Genomic DNA, 18,565 nt, shown 5'->3' with positions numbered 1-18,565 from the left:
AGCTCGTTAGCGCGAGTAATATAACCCCGACGAGCGGTACGCAGGATCGCCAAGCTTGCCGCTATCTTGCGGATCGACGAGGGCTTTACTGAACCTCGATCCTTCTTCAACGGGCTTCCTTGGTGACAGCAGGGCGGAAGGTAGCCTGTTAGAGATTACCAACAGCATCTGGTCAAAAAGGGTGTGCGAATACCCCGTAATCGGTGGACGCTTCATCCCTGATTACGCAGTCCAGGGGCCCAGTTTTCGGCGTGCCCTTTTTCTTGTTGATTACCTGTTATTGGTGTCATAAGTTGTTTTTGACTTGAGGCGCCGCTAAAGGTCCAAGACCAACAAATCGCAAAACATGGACGGGGCGGCAGGGCGCTGCACCGAACACCCGACTCTTGTTTTCTTCTTGCGTGATAAACGGAGCAGCTATGAAACCGACCATCCCCTCTCTGCCGATCTCAAAAATTGCCAATGAGTTAGATGAGAAGAGCTGGCTGGAAGTTAGATGCATGAGTTCGGCCTGTAGGTCCGGATCAGTCATCAAAGGGGAGTGGATTTTGTATCTCGCGACAACCAGCGAAGACGACGGCGTTTACAAAACTCCGGTCGTTATCTCTCGAACCCACGAAACCAAGACAATCAGGACTGTTCCCGGACTTGCCTCCCTGGCAATACGGCTGGGGATCAATTTTCCTGAGATCCCATTGTGTGATGGCGACACCGGGATTTGGAAGCGTGTCGCCGGTTCGTCTTCGCCTGAACAACACTCGGGAGCCACCGAATGGCGCCACAACTCACCATAATGTTTATTATCGGAGGTCTGTTTGCAGCCTCTTCTGCGGCGGCTGACTCCTTCGTCATCAACTTCAATACGGGTGGTTCCAAGCCGCGCAACCTGGTTGCCTTCACCTCCCCTGAAGAACCTCAGCCCGATGAGCAGAAGGCATCGCTGGCCGCACCTGCGCCAATGCCAGCCCGCGCCCACGCCAAGCCCGAAGTCGTAGAAATGATCCGGCGCGTCGGGCAGCGGTATGCGTCGCACCCCGCGCTTCGCGAAGCGGGAATAAGCGGGCTCGACTGGCTGCTGCTGTTTCAGGCCAATATCGAGATTGAGTCCGCCTACAGGACCAACGCGCGCTCCCATGTGGGTGCGATCGGTCTGGGCCAGCTGATGCCTGCGACGGCAAAGGATCTCGGTGTGAACCCGCGTGACCCCGAACAGAACCTCGATGGGTCCGCGCGGTATCTTCTGTCGATGCTCAATCAATTCGGAACACCAGCTCTGGCGCTCGCGGCCTACAACGCAGGGCCGGATGCGGTGTCGCGGCATGGTGGCATACCGCCCTATCGCGAAACCCAAGGCCACGTCCGAAAGGTTCTCGGCGTCTGGTCCAGACTTCGCAGCTAAAACCGAGAGGAAAACCATATGGAACAAAACAAGATCAAACTTGCCAGCATCTGCCTTTTGGCATGTGTATTGGCGGCCCCTGCCTATGCGCAGGCCATCGATACATCGGGGCTGAACAATTTCTTCGTCTCCGTGATCAACGCGCTGACGGGTCTGACGGGTCGTCTGTTCATGACCATCGTGGCGGTGGGCGCGCTGATCGCCGGGGCGGTCAACGTCCTCGATTGGGGGCGCGTCATTGGCATTCTGGTCATCATCGTCCTGATCGGCGGCATCCCCACAATCGTCGACTCCATCTGGCTCGGAACAACCGTGTCCGCAACCGCCAGCCCGTAAACGGGCACCTTTGGAAATGAACGGAGCTTTCGGATGAGATCGGAAGGTCGCAACACGCTCTACCTTGCGCTGACCAAATCCCCACGGCTGCTTGGCCTGCCCTATGGCTACGGCATTCTTCTGCTCGTGGTCTGCGTCCTTCCCCTCATCTGGTTTTCGAGCCTCTGGACGCTTGGCTGGTGTGCCCTTTGGTACATCGGCCTGCGCGTCGCCTCGCAGCAGGACGACAAGGCGATTGAAGCCTTCCTGAAAGGCACGGCGGCTGTGCCGCCCACGCAAAGCAAACGAATTTTCGGAGGCGACAGCTATGGCCCTTAATCTTTCGCCTTCCCTGCTCAGCTTCGTGGCAAGTGACAAGCTGGTGCCTGCGGGCATGATGCACCTGCCTTATGTATCGTTGATCAGTGACACCACGATCCGGCTGCGCGACAACGGCATCCTGCAATGCCTGCGCGTCGAAGGGCTGGACTCTCTGACGACCAGGACAAACGAGCTTGAAGTGGTGCGCGATGCCATCGCCTCGGTGATCGGTCAGATCCCCGCCGGGTTTGCCATCTATGTCCACAAGATCAGCCGCGCTCTGGCGGCGAATGATCTTGTGGCCCCCATCATGAGCGGCGGCATGGCCGAAGAGATCGACCGGCGCTGGCGCGACCACCTGACCAGGCGCGGCCTGCGCGACCGCAGCCTGACCATTTCCGTAATGAAGCACCCCACAGCGTCCAGCATTCGCCGGGCGGTGGGAGAACTGTCGAGAAAGAACAAGTCGGATACGCGGGCAAAAGACGCGAGGTCCATCGAGCAGGTCTCGGAAATCATACGCTTCTTCCGTGCAGCCCTTGGCGATATGTCAACACGGGTTCTCAGCGAACAATCCGGCGAGCTGCTGGGTTTTCTCAACTCGATCCAGACCGGCGTCGAGACGCCAATCCGCCACCCCAGAAACCTCTCGGTGCTGGCCGATGTGGTCTTCAACGAGCGGGTGACGTTTGAAGCCGATCACTTCAAGCTCTTCGATGGCGTCCACGGCACGCGCTACGGCGATTTGCGCGCGATCAAGGATTACAGCCCGGAAACCTGGGTGACGATGTTCGATGAGTTCGCGCTGCCCTGCGATTATGTCATTTCGCAGAGTTTTTCGCCTCTTTCCAAGAACAAGGCGGCCGACCTTGTATCGCGCCAACGCAAGATCATGCGATCGACAGATGACGCGCGGGTCTCGCTGGCCGAACAGGCCGCACGGCTGGAAGAGGATGTTCTGACCGGCTCCCAAGGGCTTGGCGAACATCACGCAACAGTTTCACTGATCTCTCCAAGCCTACAGAAACTCAAGGAAACCCTGTCCCTGATGGACGGGGTTGCGGCAGGCGCGGGCGTCAAGCTCATACGCGACAGCTGGCTGCTCAAGGCGCATTACTTTTCGCAATGGCCGGGCAATGGCTGGATGCGGGCGCGCACGGCCGTCACGACCAACACCAACATGGCCGACTTTTGCTCGCTGCACCGCTCCAACCTCGGCGCGGGCAGAGGTGACGTTCCATGGGCCTCGCCCGTCGCCCTCTTCCCCACTGTCGATGGATCTCTGCGCCAGTTCAACTTCCATGAGAACGGCTCACCAAGCGGCGCACCCACAGCGGGCCACTCGATCATCATCGGCAAGACAGGCACCGGCAAATCGCTTCTGGCCGGGTTTCTCATGGCGCAGCTGGCCCGCGTGGACGCGCGGATTTTCGTCTTCGATTACCGGCGCGGTCTGGAAATGGCCACGCGCGGCCTTCGCGGAACATACTCGACAATCCTTGCAGGCGAGCCAACCGGGCTCAATCCGCTCTCGGTCGAGGTGGACGAAGAAGGCGTCGGATGGCTGGCCGACTGGCTGTCGCGGATCATCAATCCGAACGGCACCATGACCCCTACTCAGAACCGGCGGATCATCGAAGTGTGCCAGGCCAATGCGGACGCGCCTGCCGGGCTGAGAAACTGGACCGACTTTGCCAAGCAGTTCAACATGACCGACGACGACGGGGCGCTCTCGATGCTGGTGCAGGAATGGCAGCACGGCGGGCGGTATGGCTGGGTCTTCGGGTCTGGCCGTCCGGACAGCTTTTCCCTGAACGGCAATATTGTCGGCTTCGATCTGACGCAAATCATGGATGCCGATAGCGAACGCGAGCGCATGGCGGTGCTGAGCTACATTTTCCGCCGCGTCGAACGCCAGCTGCGCGACGGACGCCGGACGGTCGTTCTGATTGATGAAGCCTGGAAGGCCGTGGACAACCCCTACTTTGCCGCGCGCATCAAAGGCTGGCTTGTCAGTCTGCGCAAGCAAAACTGCGTTGTTGTCATGATGGCGCAAAACCCAAGGCAACTGTCCGACAGCAAGGTCGGCTCGGATATTTTCTCCAGCTTTTCCACGCAAGTTCTGCTGCCGAACCCGCAGGCCAATGCCGACGATTTTGCCGATCTGCGGCTGACCGACAAAGAGCTGTCCTTCTGCATGAACAAGTCGCTGACCAGATCGTGCCTCGTCAGGGATCAGATCACCTCGACCGTCTGCGACATAGACCTCTCGTCCCTTGGCAACCTGCTGCACGTGCTTGGCGGCGGTCTGGCCGGTCGAGACGTTGTTGGCGAGGATTTCCGCATTAATCCAAGATTTTGGGAGAAAGCACTATGAAGATGAAAGCCGTTTTTCTGACCGCAGGGTTGCTCCTGGTGTCCGCCTGTGTCGGTCCCCCGCAAGAAGCGCGCTGCAAGTGCTTCACCAAAGACGGGAAGCTGACCGGGAATTGCGACTTCGAACGCCTGCCGCCCGAACAACCCACCTTCAAATTTGCAGGGCCTGGGACCGCTCCCCAGCTTTGCGGGTCTTCTTCGGCATTCGTCGCAGGCCAGCCTGCCGCGCGGACCCCGGCCTTGGTCGAATTGGGGGAAGATGGCGCGCTCAAGGTGACGGAGGCGCTGTCGCGCGCCCTCAAGTCAGACGGCACCCTCAAAGCTGGCGGGGGATGACCGGTCATGATGCGCAATGCCCTCATTGTCGTCTGTTCGGCCCTTGCCCTGCAAGCGCAGGCGCAGGGCGTGCCGGTCGTGGACACGCGGGCGGTGCAACTGGAAGCGTCGAAGCTCGCGAGCCGCGTTGAGGATATTGCGCTTCAGGAAAACAAGCTGGTCGGTCGCGACCGCATTCGCCAATACGAGGAACAGCAACTTCGGACGATAGACGAGATTTTGGCCGCCTTCGAGGGCGTGTCCAGCTATGACGGCACGTTCATGGTGGGTGACAGCGTGAACGGCGTGGCCCCGCTGGAGGATGTTTACGGCCCCCTCGCAAACCCCGCAGGGCATCACCTGTTCGGTGACGCCAGAGAAACCATCGAGCAAATAATCATAAGGGGTGCGGCAGACACCTACCATCTGGCCGGAGTGGGGGCCGCTGGCCTGTCGCGCGTCCAGTGGCGGTGTCTGCTGCAAGCCCTCATCAAACAGGAAAGCGCGTTTCAGATCGGGGCGCGATCGCCAGCGGCCGCCTTTGGCCTCACGCAGATCATTCCGTCAACGGCGCAGTATCTCGGCGTCTATCCCGGTTACTATGAAGACCCCTATCTGCAAGTCACCGGCGGGGCGCGCTACCTGGCGCAGCAGTTGCAAAGGTTCGGGGGCAACATCATCCATGCCCTTGCGGCCTATAACGCAGGTCCGGGTGCCGTCACCAAATATGGCGGCGTTCCTCCCTACTCCGAGACGCAAGGCTATGTGGCCCGCATTCCCCGGTTCTATAACGAGTATCTGGCGAAGGTCGGCGGCGCGGATGCCTTGGGCACGATCGACCCGGCCTATTACGCTCTGGCCGAGTATTCCTATGTCGGCAACAGCTCGATCTATTACGGCCAGTATCAGATCGCCACAGCGCGCGAGGCGCTGCTGCGTGTCCGCGCCCTGATCACCCGGATCAGCGGCACCAGCGACCCCAAGGACGCCTATGACCTGAACACCATGATGAAGGCCGAAGCGACGCTGATCGCGTCTGCCCTGCTCAAGCTGCGCGCCGCCAGGACGATCCCGCTCTCTGCCGATCAACAGGCGCGCATGGCCGAGATGCGTCTCGCGGAAGCGTTCATGGCCGATATGACCCCGGCCCGCATTTCCATCCCATCCACGACCATCCCATCAGGAGGTTAGAATGTTGGCAAAGTTCAAGATTGCCGCTGCGGTTTCCATCTCAATCCTGGCATCGCCTGCCTCTGCTCAAGGCGTGCCGACCTTCGACAGCCAGTCGATCCTCAAGGAGATCGCGCAGCTGGACCAGATGTTGCAGGATTTCGGCATCCAGAACGAGCAGCTGGCCGAATTGCAAAACCAGCTTCAGGTTCTGCAAGACCAGTATGACAGGCTGCAAGAAATTCAGGCGGCGCTGCAAGATCCGACCTCGCTGATGAGTTTCGTCATGGGCGACGGGCTTGACGGTGTGATCGAGACGGATTTCGACACGTCGTTTCTGGACGTCATTCAATCGGTGCAATCGGGCGACTACACCGGCATCGCATCAACCATCCGCGACGCCGTGAGAGCGGATGTAGAGGACGCCTATACCCGCGCGGGCACATCGGCGACAGAAGTGGAAGCCCTGTCCACATCGACCAATCCGATTGCGCAGCGCAACGCGCAAGTCACAGCCTCGGGCGCGGTCACATCTGCTGCGGCACAGGTGGCCCACGCAGAGGCCGGACAGATTGTCGAGCGCGTGCGCGCCCTCGTGGACGACACCTCCAACATGACCGACCTGAAAGACAGCGTCGATCACAACACCCGCGTCACCGCCGAGATGGCAATCGCCCTCGCCGCGCTGATGCAGCTCACATCCGTCCAGACCATGAATGTTGGCGTGGCGGGCGTGGCAGACGCCGCCACGCTGGCCGATGTGCAGGGCTTCATGAGTGATTTCACGGTCCCCACCATCTCGATCCCCAAGAATTGAGGCAGCGTTTGTTATGGATAGTCACGAAACGGTAGAAGACGAGTTGATCTTTGGCGCTCTGCGCCGGGAGCGGCAGTGGAAGATCGCAGCCGCCAGCATGGCGCTCATGGCGGCCTGCTCGATGGCCGTCGCCGGGGCCGTGACGCTTTACCATCAACCAAGCCCCCCTGTCCTCGTGCCCTATGATCCGGCAACCGGCGTGGCAATCCCGAACGCCTCGGTCAAAGCCGTCACGCTCACCGAAAAGCGCGCGGTCGTTGAAGCCGCGATCTATCGCTATGTGAAGGACCGCGAGACCTACAACCAGATCGACAATGACGTCCGGATCAACAGGGCGTTGAAACAATCCTCAAACCGCGCGCTGGCAAGCCTGAACAGATCCTGGGACAGCCGGGGGGACGCCTACATCCCCGCCAGATACGGGGACCGCGCAGAGATCGAGGTGAACATCCTCTCGATCAGCCAGATCACCAATGATCGCGCGCAGGTCCGCCTGGTCAAACGCCTCATCAATCAAAGCGGCATGTCCGAAGGCGCGTTCACGGTCGTTCTCGGATATGCGTTCCGGCCAGAACAGGAAAAGTCGCTCGAAGATCTTTGGGACAACCCGTTCGGCTTCACCGTGACCGACTACAACATCACCGCAGACAAGAGGGATTTCTGATGGTTCGCTTCGCAACAGCTCTTCTTGCAATCCTTGTCTTCGCGGATACCGCCCTTGCTGAATCGACGCCGCGCGCCAGCAGTCTAGACCGGCGTGTCAGGATGGCCCGATACGTGGATGGGCAGGTCTTCAATATCATCGTGAGCCTGACCCGCGCCACGACCGTAGAGTTCGAGGCCGGCGAACAGATCGTGTCGATCGTCGCGGGCGACACGGACAGTTTCAAATTCGAAGGCATCCCCGGCGGTCGCGTCTTTGCAATCAAGCCAACCGCACAGGGAGAAGAGACCAACCTGACGGTCTATACCAATCAGCGCAGCTACTATTTCCACCTCGCCGAAGGCCGCGCGCCTTTCTACGTTCTGCGCTTTGACTATCCCCGTCGCCAGCAAGACGCCTCGCGCCGCACGAAAGCCGGGCGCTGGAATGACAGCTACGGCGTGTCGGCCCGCCGCGAGATCACGCCGATGACCGTGTGGGACAACGGCACCTACACGTATTTCAGGTTTTCGCCCTCCGCCCCGATCCCGGCAATTTTCAAAGTCACGGGCAATACCGAGCGATCCGTCAATTCGGTGCGCCTGAAAGGCAACGTGATGCGCGTGTCTGGCACGTCCCGGCAATGGGCGCTGCGCCTCGGTGAACAGGAAGTTTGCATTGTGGAGATGACCAATGGCTGATGAACAAAACGAAAACCTCCGCGAAAGACTGAACTCCATTGGCGGGCAGGCCAACAAGGCGCGCAATCGCGGCAAGGCGGGCAAGCTGGTGCTGGCCGCAGCAGCCGCGGCGGCGCTGGTCGGCGGCGGCTTCTACATCTCGACATTGTTGCCCGATGAGGCGCGGGAGACGACAATCCCGGTGGGCAGCGTGGACGAGTTTCCCGATGATGATGCGGGGTTTGGCAATGTTGTCGTCCCGGTCGCGCAGCCCGTCCCTGCGCGCTCGCAGTCCGACAACAGGTCCGATGAACTGCTCAGATCCTTGCAGGAGCAGATCGAGAAGCTGAACGCCGAACAGGCGGCGAAGCTGGAGCAAAGCCAGCAAGAGAGAGAGGCCGAAATCGAGGCGCTGCGCGCCACCATGGAAGCGGATCTGGGCAGTCTGCGCGAAGTCTATGAGACGGCACAGAAAGACGCGCAGGACCGCGAGGCGAAACTGCTCGAAGACCTGCGCAATGCCGCCACAGAGGCGGAACGCCGCGAGCTGCAATTCCAGTCAGACATGCAGCAAAAACTGGAGTTGGAACGCCAACGGGCCCAGCTGCGCATTGACGAGTTGACCGCAGAGTTGAACCGCGCAAATTCCACCCCCCCTGCCCCGGCAACAGATCCCGACGAGCTGCTGCGGTTTCAACAGGAAAAGGAGCGCAGGGAACAGCTCGAAGCGGCCCGCGCCCGGGCGGAAGAACAGCGCCTGCGGCGCATCAATTCCTCAATGATCGCGTTTTCCGGGCAAGGGTCGGAGGCGGGATCGGGCGAGGCCAGCGGCTATGAGCTTTCGGCCGACGAAGCGTTTGTGCAAAGGCAGATCAAGGCGGTTCCGGTCTCTACGTCTCAGCGCATTGCCCGCCCCGATATTACGATCATTCAGGGCACCATCATTCAGGCGGCGCTGGAAACCGCGATCGACAGCAGCCTGCCGGGCGTGGTGCGGGCCGTTGTCTCGGAAGACGTTCACAGCTTTGACGGCTCGAACATCCTGGTGCCCAGAGGCTCGAAGATCTTCGGTGACTACCGCTCCACACTCAGCCTGAACCAAAGCCGTGTGCTGATCGTCTGGACCCGCATCGTCACCCCGGAAGGCCGCTCGGCGCAGATTGCGTCTTATGGCGCGGACGCTCTGGGGCGATCGGGATCGACCGGCCATGTGGACAAACATTTCATGACCCGCTTCGGATCGGCCGCCGCGATCTCGCTCATCGGTGCGATACCGGGCGCCGTGGCCGCGCAATCTGACAATGAAACGACCAGCGACATGCTCGAACAGGTGTCAGATGATCTCGCGAGCAACAGTGAAAGCGCAATCGAGGAATATCTGACCATCCCGCCGACCGTCTACATTCATCAGGGATCGCAGGTTTCCGTCTTTCTTGATCGGGATCTGCAACTCCCATGAGCAGCTATCTCTCACAAGCCATGTCCTGCCTGCGCCCCCTTCTGACCGACGATCTGGTCGAGATTGTGATCAACCAGGATCTCGGTGTCTGGGTCGAGCGACGTGGCGACGTCAACATGGCGCGGGCCGAGGGGCTTGGCTTGACGCCTGCGGACCTGAAGCAACTTGTGACGCAGATTGCCAATGAGGCCAGCATTCGGTTTTCCGAACAGAAACCTGTCTTCTCGGTATCCCTCGATTTCGAGCAATGGCGGATACGGGCGCAGGTGGTGGCAGCACCCGCGTTGGAAACCGGCTATGCCGTGGCGCTGCGCTTCTTCAGCCCGCAGGCAGAGATCATCAAGCCCACGTTTCTGCATGGCAAGCCCATCAGCTCCGATGCGCAGCGCGCCGAAAGAAACCGGGAGATGAAACAGCTGGCGGAGTCCAATTCTCTGGATGCGGCCCTGCGGTTCTGTGTGGAGCACAAGCTGAACCTGATCGTGTCGGGTGGCACGTCTTCGGGCAAGACAATGGTGGCGCGGCACCTCCAGGCAATGATCTCGGACGCGGAACGCATCATCACCATCGAGGACGCCCCGGACCTGCTGCCACAACAGCCCAACAAGGTCATGCTGGTCTCGCTGGAAAACGATGACTACCGCAGTTCTGAAAAGCTGCTGCAAGCCTGTCTCAGAATGCGGCCCGACCGGATCATCCTGAGCGAAGTGCGCAACCGGGACGCCTATACCTTCCTCAAGGCGATCAACACCGGGCATGGCGGCTCGATCACGACGCTGCACGCTGACACGGCTCGGCTGGCGGTGTCGCGCCTGGCGCAAGCCGCGCTCGAAGCCACCCCCGGCATGACCTATTCCGAAATGGTGTCATACATCGGGCAGTCGATTGATGTTATCGTTCATACCGCTAAAGTTGCAGGGCAACGCGGTATCATAGAGTTTTTCTTGCCTGGACAGGAGATCAGCGAATGAAACAGGCACTTCTGACAATCATCATCTGCCTTGCGGGCACCGCACAGGCGACAGAGCTGACGCCAATGGAGCTGGAAAAGCTGCGTACGGAGTACGTAGATCCGGCGCAGCGCAAGTTCTGCAAGTCGCAAGAGCACCGACCAGGCTGGCTGGCCGTGCAGCGGGGCGATGAGCATTGGAAGTCGCAAGTCGGCATGGCGCTCTATGACATGGAGAGGGCCGAAAAGATCGCAGCGGCTGAGGTATGTACCTGCGATGATCTCTTCCCGCCCTATGAGCCCATCAGGGAAGAGTTCCTGGAAATCACGGAGCCCGTTACATCAGGCGCGATTGGAATGGATATGGTCTCAGACTACCGACGGCGCGCAGCCGACGCGTTCACCCCGGCCATTCGTCAAAAATGCATCCACCTGAGATCGCAGGAGTGATGGGCGATGGTTGAAACCTATTATGACGCGGTGGTCAGCTTTTTGGACGCGGTGGGCCAAAGCCAGTTCGGGGCAGTCTCCGCCGCCCTTGGTCTGTTCGGGCAGTTGATGGCAACCTTTCTGGCAATCCTGGTCTTCATGAACGCCGCAATGCAAGTCCAGCCTGTCCTCTGGTCAGACGCCATTCGCATGGGCGTCAAGCTGATCCTGATCGCCCTCTTCTTTCAAAACTGGACGCAATTCAACTCCGTGGCCAACACGGTTTTTTCCTTTCTCGAAACGGTGGGTGGCGCCTTGATTGCCTCCGTCAATGGCGCATCACCAGCCTTGGATGGAGGGATCGCAGCGGACGGTTATGGCAGTTTTGCGGCCGAGTTTGACGTCTTTACGGAGTCTCTTGGCAGGTTTTCCGGGAATGCGGCCAGCAACCTCGGCGTTGTTGGCGGCCCCGTGTTCAACGCCCTCTTCCTGTTTCTCATGGGTCTGTTCTCCGCCGTGGCAACGGCGCTGCTGATCGCTTCGCGCGTCGCCCTGACAATACTCATCGGCATCGCCCCGATGATGATCCTTCTGTCGATGTTTGACTTCACCAAGTCGCACTTCGAACGCTGGTTGTCCGCGATATTCGCCTTTGCCCTGTTTCCCGTCGTGATCTCCGGTGTTTTTGCGACGATCATCGGTCTGATCAAATCAGCGCTAGATTCCCTCGGAGATCCGGCTGGCATTTCCTCGCTGGGGGAGCTGGTGCCGGTCATCATGGCGGTCCTGCTGTGCACTGTATTGCTCACTGTGACACCCATGTTGGTTGCCGCAATCACCGGGAATTTCTATATCAAGGACAAGGTTTCCGAGAATGTGGGTGCGTATGCTCAGCGTTCTGCTGTCGGTGGGATGGCGAGCGGGGCTCGTGCTGTAAAACAGACGGTCGTGAACCCCGTCCAGACGGCGCAGCAAAGCAAAGCCGCCATGGCGGCCCACGCAGCCAGGATCAACACAATCGCAACCCGATTTAAGGGAGGGAGATAATGATGGACTGGTATGAAGAATATGAGCGCGATCGTGAATTCGAGGCTAAAGACAATTGGAAACTGATGATAGCCGCGGCCCCTGTCGTAACCGTTTTCGTCTTTGCCGTGTACGTCTTCAACGTCGTCAAGGCCGCGCTGTTCTAGGCTGTCTTGGTCAGTCTCGTGACGGATCGTCGCTGGGGCTGGCCGGTCAGGCTGCGCGCCTGCCCGATCCCGGCCGTAACCAGATCATAGGAGGCTCCGATGCCGCGCTATAAAAAGACCCCCGATCCGCGCCATGATCTGCCGACGCGTCGCCTGGCCGAAAACCGGAAAGTCACCACGCCCGAAGGCCACAACGTCCACCTGTCCATCGGCTATGATCCCGATGAGCCTGAAAGGCCACGCGAAGTCTTCTACTCGGCAGGGTTCAAATCCGGCTCCCAGCTCGAATTTCAAATCCAGGACGCCTGCGTCATGATTTCCCTGTTGCTCCAACACGGCCTGCGTCCCGAGGACGTCGCCAAGTCCCTCTCACGGGTCGAGCAACCCGATGGCACAATGGCCTACGCCAGCATCGTCGGCCTGATCGCCGACGAGCTGACGCGGTGAATAGTGACGGGATGTGTGGCTAAGGGCAAAATACGCGCGCTGCGCCGCAGTGGATGATCGCACCATAGTGCGGTCAGATCGGACGCTTACGCGATACCGAAGTTTCGAGCAGAAGCTTGCCTCTATGACATCGAGAACGCTCGCATGTAAACCGTCTTCGCATAAGATGGTCACCGTAGGGCGCTCACAAACCAGCAGTCACCCGAGACCCACGTGTTTGAAGGTTAGCTATCAGTTTCCAACACAAAAATGGCGGCATGAGACCATCAGGTTTCGCCCACTACCTGTCCAATGCCAGTTCCTTCGTAATTCAAGGCGCCCGCGCTCAACTTTCGTGTTCGATCGTCGGCGCTATCCCGGATATGTCCAGTTCATCCGCGAAATGACATCGCGCGCTGGCTTCGCCAATCTTGCGCACCGGCGGCAGCGTTGACCGGCAAATGTCGCGCGCATGGGCGCAGCGGGGGTGGAACGGGCAGCCAGCGGGCGGAAAGATCGGGTTCGGCACCTCGCCTTCTAGCACGATCACCTCGCGGTTGCGCCGTTTCGGGTCGGGCAGCGGCACGGCAGATAGCAGGGCAACGGTATAGGGGTGCCTGGGGTTGCGAAACACTTCGTCGGTCGGGCCTTCCTCGACCACCTGGCCTAGGTACATCACGATCACACGGTCCGAGATATGACGCACCACTGACAGGTCATGCGCAATGAAAAGATAGGCCAGCCCGAGTTTGTCCTGCAGATCCTTGAGCAGGTTCACCACCTGCGCCTGAACCGAAACATCGAGCGCTGAGACTGCTTCGTCACAGACAATCACCTCGGGCTCGAGCGCCAGTGCCCGGGCGATGCCGATCCGTTGACGCTGCCCGCCCGAGAACTGATGCGGATAGCGGTCGGCGTCCGAGGGGTTCAGCCCGACAAGTGACAGCAGTTCCGCCACACGCGCCTCGCGCTTCTCTGGCGGTACGATCTCGGGAAAGACCTGCCACGGTTCGGACAGGATGCGGCGCACGGTAAAGCGCGGGTCGAGCGAACTGTAAGGGTCCTGGAACACCACCTGAATATGGCGGCGCAGCTTCTGCATCTCGGCCTTGGGCAGATCGAGAATGTTCTGCCCGTGATAGCGCACTTCCCCACCGGTCGGCTCATTGAGGCGCAGAACGGTGCGGGCGAGGCTCGACTTGCCGCAGCCAGATTCGCCAACAAGGCCCACGGTTTCGCCGCGACACAGCGTAAAGCTTACATCACGCACCGCAGCCAAAGTGCGCAGCTTGCCGCCAAAAAGGCCGGGTTTGCCAAGCACGTAGTCTTTGCGAATGTCACGTACCTCGAACACCGGGGTGTCAGACATGGGGGATCTCCTCGGCTAGGTGACAAGCGGCGGCACGATTTTTACCGACGGGCCGCAGGTTCGGGCGTTCGATGCCGCAGCGTTCGACGCGCATTTCACAGCGCGGGTGGAAGGCACAGCCCTTGGGCATCCGTCCGGCGGCTGGGGGCGTGCCGCCGATCGCGTGCAATTTGCCACTTGCGCCGTCGATCCGCGGCATCGACCGGATCAACCCGCGAGTATAGGGATGCGATGGGACCTCGAAGAGGGCCGACACTGGCGCGCTTTCTACCAGCCGCCCGGCATACATGACCATCGCCCGATCCACGGTTTCGGCAACCAGCCCAAGATCATGGGTTATAAGTACCAGCGCCATACCATCCTCGCGCTGCAACTCGGCCAGTAGCGTCATGATCTGGCGTTGCACGGTTACATCCAGCGCTGTCGTAGGCTCATCCGCGATCAGGATCTGCGGGTTCAGCGCCAGCGCCGTGGCGATCATGACCCGCTGGCACATGCCGCCGGAAAACTCATGTGGGTAATTGCCGATCCGCGTCTTGGCCGAGGGGATCTTGACCCGGTCCATTAGCTCGATGGCCTTACGCTCGGCATCAGCATGGCTACATTTGCGACGCAGCCGATAGACCTCGGCGATCTGGGTGCCTACGGTCAGGCTGGGGTTCAACGCGCTCATCGCGTCTTGAAAGATCATCGCAATCTTTTCGCCGCGAAGCTGTCGCCGATCGCGTTCCGGCATGGTCAGCACGTCGCGTCTATCGAACATCACCTGGCCCGAGACATGTCCCGGGGGCGTCTTGATTAGCCCCATTATAGCTTCTAGGCCGACGCTCTTGCCAGAGCCGCTTTCGCCGATAATGCCCAGCGTTTCGCCCGGCGAGAGAGTCCAGCTGACCCCGCCGACGGCCCGGACAAGCCCGTGGGGCGTGTCAAAGGTCACCCGCAGATCTCGGACGTCGAGCAGCGGGGCTGGAGCCGCACCTTGTGTTTCGGATTGTTGCATGGCACGCATCTTGGCCTCCTGCTCACTCATCGTCTTCGATTGGCTGGTTCTTGCGGCGCGGCGGGGTCAGCCAGCGCCAGCGTTGTACCGGGTCGGTGATCGCCCTCGCCCAGGCAGCGACGAGGTTCAGCGCCAGAGCGGTCAAGAAGATCGCAGCCCCCGGCATGACCACCAGCCACCAAGCGGAACTGATGTATTCCCGTCCCCGTGCGATCATCAGACCCCAAGAGGATTGCGGCGCCTGCACTCCGAAGCCGAGGAATGAGAGCGACGCTTCTGACAGGATCAGCACCGCGATTTCCAGCGTGAAGAGCACGATCAGCGGCGAGACCATATTAGGCAGCAGGTGCGTCAGGATGATCCGAGTATCGCTGGCGCCGATGGCGCGAGCCGCCGTGATATAGGTGTGCTGCTGGTGGTTGAGCGTCAACGACCGCGCCATGCGGGCAAAGACCATCCAGTGCAGCAACGTGAAGATGAGGATCAGGTTGCCAAAGCCCGGTCCGATCACGAACAGGATGAACAGCGCGATCAAGAGAGAGGGCAGCGCCATCATGCCGTCCACGGCGCGCATCAGAAGGTCTTCCAGCAGGCCGCGATAGAAACCGGCGAGAACCCCCAGTGTGATGCCGACTGCGCCGGAGCAGAGTGCGCCCAAAAGGCCTATAGACATCGACACGCGGGCGCCATGCATAAGCCGCGAAAATAGGTCGCGCCCAAGCTCATCGGTGCCCAGTAGGTGAAACCCGCCATCCCGCGCCGTGCCGAAGGGGGCTATAAAACGCGCGCCCAAGTTAGCCCGGTTGGGATCATAGGGTGCAAGGAAATCGGCCCCGGCAGCGGCGATCAGCAGCAGTGTAAGGAAGATCGCCGCGATAAAGGCCACCCGGTCGCGCATCAGCGCGCTGAGATAGGCCCGTCCGGTGATCGAAGCGGCACGGTCGTGCTCTTCCACCTGCGGAACCGTGTTAGTCTGAACGGCGCTCATGCCCGCCCCCCCCGGTTGTCCATCTGGATGCGCGGGTTCAGCACCGTATAGGCGAAGTCCACCGCGAGGTTCACGAAGATTACCAGCGCCGCCACCACGCAGATGCCCGCCTGCACCATCGGCAGGTCGCGCCGCCCCAGTGAGTCGATCAGCAAGAGGCCAACGCCGGGCCATGCAAACACCGTCTCGACCAGCATCGCCCCGGTGAGAAGCTGCGACAACTCATCCCCGGTGATGGTCACGATTGGGATCGAGGCGTTTTTGAGCGCATGTACAAAGACCACGCGCCACTCCGGCACGCCCTTGGCGCGCGCGGCGGAAATATAGGGCTTTGACAACTCGTCCAGCATGGCGCTGCGCACCACTTGGGAAATCCGCCCTAAGGGCCGCGCAGCCAGTGTCAGAGCGGGCAGTATTAGATGTTGCCAGGTGCCGAAGCCGCCGGTGGGCAGAATGCCCATGTGCACGCTGAAAATGATGATCAGGATCAGGCCCAGCCAGAACTGCACCAGCGAGACCGAGGCCAGAGAGATCACATTGACCAGGTTGTCGATCCACGACCGTGGATGCATCGCCGCGAGGCAGCCCAGCACCACGGCGAGCGAAAAGGCAAAGACCAGAGATGTCCCCGCCAACATAAAGGTCGCGGGCAAGCGGCTCAGCACGATGGGCAGCACCGGTGTGCCCTCGGAACGCAGGGCATCCGAAGGCATCATCGAAAAGCCATAGCGGAAGCTGACCCCGAAATCGCCCTGCGTCAGGTCGCTCAGGAAAACCAGGTATTGCTGCCAGATCGGCTGGTTAAGTCCGAGATTTTCGCGCAACTGGTCAAGCGCGGTTTCGCTGGCGCTGGTTCCCAGCATAATGAGCGCCGGGTCGCCGATGATACGACCGACGACGAACACGAAGGAGATCAAGAAAAACAGCAATATAAATGATTGTATGAAACGTCTGAGCAGGTATGGCATCGGGCAAAACCTTGGCTGAAGTCAGTATGGCGCGAACCGCAAGAGGCGATCCGCGCAGGACGTGTCCGGCTTATTGCTTTGGCGTCACATTCACCGCGAGGAACCGGTGGTCCACCCCGAAAGTGTAGTTGTACTGGTCGCCGACCAGATATCCCTTGTCGAGTAGCGCCAACGGGATGATCGGGTATTGCCCGTAGAGAAAGCCCACAAGCTCCTTCAGCGCGGCATCGCGCTCGTCGCCCGACAGGGTCAGCGCGGTGGCGAGTTTGGCATCGAATTCCGGGTTGCAATGGACCGACGACCGCGAAGCACCCGAGGGATCGTCGATGTTGGGGCAGGCGTAGTTGCCCAGCATGTTGGTGCCGAACTCGCCGGAGGCATTCTGCTTCACATGCACCTGCATCATTGCACGGGGCGCTTCTTCAACGTAGCCCTTGATGCGGACCCGCGGGTTGAAGACGTCAGGAAGCTGTACGTTGATCTCAGTCTTGATGCCGACCTGATCGAGGAAGAAGCCGATCACCTCGGTTACCGAACCGACGCGCGGCGTGCTGCTGCGTCCGACGACTTCCACAACCAGCCCATCGACGTCAACGCCATCGGCGCGGGCCTCTTCCACAAGCTGGCGAGCGAAATCGGGGTTGTACTCGTATTGCGACAGGTTCTCGTTGAAGCCCAGCATGTCGGGCGTGCCCAACTGGCCCTGCGGAACAGAGGCGAGACCAATAAGATCTGCGATACCTTCATAGTCCAGCGCGTGAAAGATCGCCTTGCGCACCCGTATGTCCTGCAACGCGGGATGGGCGTGCAGAGATTGATCCAGCCGCCCGTAAAGATAGGCATCCGAAGGGCCGGTGACGCAGGAATAGCCGTCATTGTCCTCGGCTGCGACACAGTCCTCGGGCGATGGGTTGGTGGCCAGATGCGCCTCGCCGGTGCGAACCATAGCGTTGCGGGCCGACCCTTCTGGGCGGAAGACAAAGCGCAGGGTTTCGAACTGCGGCGTGGCTTCACCGTAGGCGTCCTCGGCGTTCAGGCCCCACCAGTCGAGGTTGGCGTTGGCGGTCCAGTATTGCCCGCGCACCCATTCGTCAAAGACATACGGCCCTGTGCCGATGGGATGACTGAAATGCTCCGCCGGGCGCTCTTCAATCTGTTTGGCCGAGGAGATGCCGGTGAGAGTCAATCGGAACTCCAGCATCGGGTCCGGCTCGGTCGAGGTAACTTCGATCTCAAGCGGGCCAGTTGCCTTGGCGCTCATCACGCCGGGACCGGCGTATTCCTGAATAGTGAAGGAACTTTCGGGGTTCCAGACAAAGCTGACGGCGGCCGCGACGGCTTCGGCGGTCATGTCGGTGCTGTCGTGAAACTTGACGCCTTCACGCAGGGTGACGCGGACAGTTTTGTCATCCACACGCTCCCACGAGGTGGCCAGGACCGGGATGTATTCGCCGGTTGCCGGGTCGGTCGCGATCAGGGGTTCCAGCACGTTACGCAGGCCGGGCGCGTTGATTTCCTTGTAGGCGCCTTGGGCCGCGAGATCCTGCGGCTCCTGATGAACCGCAATCACGAACTCCCCTGCGGGGGCAGCCAGCGCGGGCCCCGCGACAACTGCCGCCTGCGCCACGATCAAGGCAAGTACCGATAATTTATGTCCCATGTAAGTCCTCCTCCCGAAGTTTCCGGCAAGCGCCGGCTTGATTGACCCAAGATTACGAGTGAACGAATATTTTTGCAAGGGCTTGCAA

At 60.3% G+C, this 18,565-nt stretch carries 21 protein-coding genes; 16 read left to right on the top strand and 5 right to left on the bottom strand.

Going from position 1 to position 18,565, the window contains the following annotated elements; genetic code table 11:
- Positions 1 to 419 precede the first annotated feature (419 nt).
- From EDD52_RS21195 to EDD52_RS21125, 16 genes are all read left to right on the top strand, one after another.
- Entirely contained in the window at positions 420 to 794 is a 375-nt protein-coding gene (locus EDD52_RS21195; protein WP_132248623.1) for a hypothetical protein, read from the top strand.
- Positions 773 to 1,399, top strand: a complete 627-nt coding sequence (locus EDD52_RS21190; protein WP_243652050.1) for a lytic transglycosylase domain-containing protein — start codon at positions 773 to 775, stop codon at positions 1,397 to 1,399. The genes EDD52_RS21195 and EDD52_RS21190 overlap by 22 nt, the downstream gene beginning before the upstream one ends.
- Positions 1,400 to 1,417: 18 nt before the next feature.
- Complete coding sequence (locus tag EDD52_RS21185; RefSeq protein ID WP_132248622.1) at positions 1,418 to 1,735, top strand: TrbC/VirB2 family protein; 318 nt, start codon at positions 1,418 to 1,420, stop codon at positions 1,733 to 1,735.
- 33 nt (positions 1,736 to 1,768) lie between these two features.
- Positions 1,769 to 2,053, top strand: coding sequence for a VirB3 family type IV secretion system protein (locus tag EDD52_RS21180; protein WP_132248621.1), 285 nt, complete (start codon positions 1,769 to 1,771; stop codon positions 2,051 to 2,053).
- Positions 2,043 to 4,412, top strand: coding sequence for a VirB4 family type IV secretion/conjugal transfer ATPase (locus EDD52_RS21175; RefSeq protein ID WP_132248620.1), 2,370 nt, complete (start codon positions 2,043 to 2,045; stop codon positions 4,410 to 4,412). The genes EDD52_RS21180 and EDD52_RS21175 overlap by 11 nt, the downstream gene beginning before the upstream one ends.
- A complete protein-coding gene (locus EDD52_RS21170; RefSeq protein WP_132248619.1) occupies positions 4,409 to 4,747 on the top strand; it encodes a hypothetical protein in 339 nt (112 codons plus the stop codon). The genes EDD52_RS21175 and EDD52_RS21170 overlap by 4 nt, the downstream gene beginning before the upstream one ends.
- Before the next feature lie 6 nt (positions 4,748 to 4,753).
- A complete protein-coding gene (locus tag EDD52_RS21165; protein ID WP_243652049.1) occupies positions 4,754 to 5,917 on the top strand; it encodes a lytic transglycosylase domain-containing protein in 1,164 nt (387 codons plus the stop codon).
- 1 nt (position 5,918) lies between these two features.
- The gene (locus EDD52_RS21160) at positions 5,919 to 6,713 is read left to right on the top strand and encodes a type IV secretion system protein (protein WP_132248618.1); all 795 of its coding nucleotides are present in this window, start codon (positions 5,919 to 5,921) and stop codon (positions 6,711 to 6,713) included.
- A 13-nt stretch (positions 6,714 to 6,726) separates the two neighbouring features.
- Positions 6,727 to 7,377: a VirB8 family type IV secretion system protein gene (locus EDD52_RS21155; protein WP_132248617.1), complete on the top strand. Its 651-nt coding sequence runs from the start codon at positions 6,727 to 6,729 to the stop codon at positions 7,375 to 7,377.
- Positions 7,377 to 8,057 (top strand): TrbG/VirB9 family P-type conjugative transfer protein, encoded by a 681-nt coding sequence (locus EDD52_RS21150; RefSeq protein WP_132248616.1) that lies wholly within the window; start codon positions 7,377 to 7,379, stop codon positions 8,055 to 8,057. The genes EDD52_RS21155 and EDD52_RS21150 overlap by 1 nt, the downstream gene beginning before the upstream one ends.
- Positions 8,050 to 9,495, top strand: a complete 1,446-nt coding sequence (locus EDD52_RS21145) for a TraB/TrbI/VirB10 family type IV secretion system protein (protein ID WP_132248615.1) — start codon at positions 8,050 to 8,052, stop codon at positions 9,493 to 9,495. The genes EDD52_RS21150 and EDD52_RS21145 overlap by 8 nt, the downstream gene beginning before the upstream one ends.
- Positions 9,492 to 10,466 (top strand): ATPase, T2SS/T4P/T4SS family, encoded by a 975-nt coding sequence (locus EDD52_RS21140; RefSeq protein WP_132248614.1) that lies wholly within the window; start codon positions 9,492 to 9,494, stop codon positions 10,464 to 10,466. The genes EDD52_RS21145 and EDD52_RS21140 overlap by 4 nt, the downstream gene beginning before the upstream one ends.
- The gene (locus EDD52_RS21135) at positions 10,463 to 10,894 is read left to right on the top strand and encodes a hypothetical protein (protein ID WP_132248613.1); all 432 of its coding nucleotides are present in this window, start codon (positions 10,463 to 10,465) and stop codon (positions 10,892 to 10,894) included. The genes EDD52_RS21140 and EDD52_RS21135 overlap by 4 nt, the downstream gene beginning before the upstream one ends.
- A gap of 6 nt (positions 10,895 to 10,900) precedes the next feature.
- On the top strand, positions 10,901 to 11,920 hold the full coding sequence (locus EDD52_RS21130; RefSeq protein WP_132248612.1) for a TrbL/VirB6 family protein: 1,020 nt from the start codon (positions 10,901 to 10,903) through the stop codon (positions 11,918 to 11,920).
- Entirely contained in the window at positions 11,920 to 12,066 is a 147-nt protein-coding gene (locus EDD52_RS23775; RefSeq protein WP_165907623.1) for a hypothetical protein, read from the top strand. Before EDD52_RS21130 ends, EDD52_RS23775 begins: the two co-directional genes overlap by 1 nt.
- Before the next feature lie 99 nt (positions 12,067 to 12,165).
- A complete protein-coding gene (locus EDD52_RS21125; RefSeq protein ID WP_132248611.1) occupies positions 12,166 to 12,513 on the top strand; it encodes a TSCPD domain-containing protein in 348 nt (115 codons plus the stop codon).
- Between the two features lie 325 nt (positions 12,514 to 12,838).
- Here the strand turns inward: EDD52_RS21125 and EDD52_RS21120 are convergent, their stop codons facing one another.
- The 5 genes from EDD52_RS21120 to EDD52_RS21100 form a co-directional block, all read right to left on the bottom strand.
- Positions 12,839 to 13,861: an ABC transporter ATP-binding protein gene (locus tag EDD52_RS21120; protein WP_132248610.1), complete on the bottom strand. Its 1,023-nt coding sequence runs from the start codon at positions 13,859 to 13,861 to the stop codon at positions 12,839 to 12,841.
- Positions 13,854 to 14,870, bottom strand: a complete 1,017-nt coding sequence (locus EDD52_RS21115; protein WP_132248609.1) for an ABC transporter ATP-binding protein — start codon at positions 14,868 to 14,870, stop codon at positions 13,854 to 13,856. Before EDD52_RS21115 ends, EDD52_RS21120 begins: the two co-directional genes overlap by 8 nt.
- A gap of 13 nt (positions 14,871 to 14,883) precedes the next feature.
- On the bottom strand, positions 14,884 to 15,849 hold the full coding sequence (locus EDD52_RS21110; RefSeq protein WP_132248608.1) for an ABC transporter permease: 966 nt from the start codon (positions 15,847 to 15,849) through the stop codon (positions 14,884 to 14,886).
- Positions 15,846 to 16,817, bottom strand: coding sequence for an ABC transporter permease (locus EDD52_RS21105; protein WP_132248607.1), 972 nt, complete (start codon positions 16,815 to 16,817; stop codon positions 15,846 to 15,848). The genes EDD52_RS21110 and EDD52_RS21105 overlap by 4 nt, the downstream gene beginning before the upstream one ends.
- 70 nt (positions 16,818 to 16,887) lie before the next feature.
- A complete protein-coding gene (locus EDD52_RS21100; protein ID WP_132248606.1) occupies positions 16,888 to 18,477 on the bottom strand; it encodes an ABC transporter substrate-binding protein in 1,590 nt (529 codons plus the stop codon).
- Between the last annotated feature and the right edge of the window lie 88 nt (positions 18,478 to 18,565).

The organism is Primorskyibacter sedentarius (assembly GCF_004342065.1).
Classification (GTDB): domain Bacteria; phylum Pseudomonadota; class Alphaproteobacteria; order Rhodobacterales; family Rhodobacteraceae; genus Primorskyibacter; species Primorskyibacter sedentarius.
The sequence above is the reverse complement of the archived record's forward strand: the minus strand, read 5'-3'. Positions and strand labels throughout refer to the sequence as shown.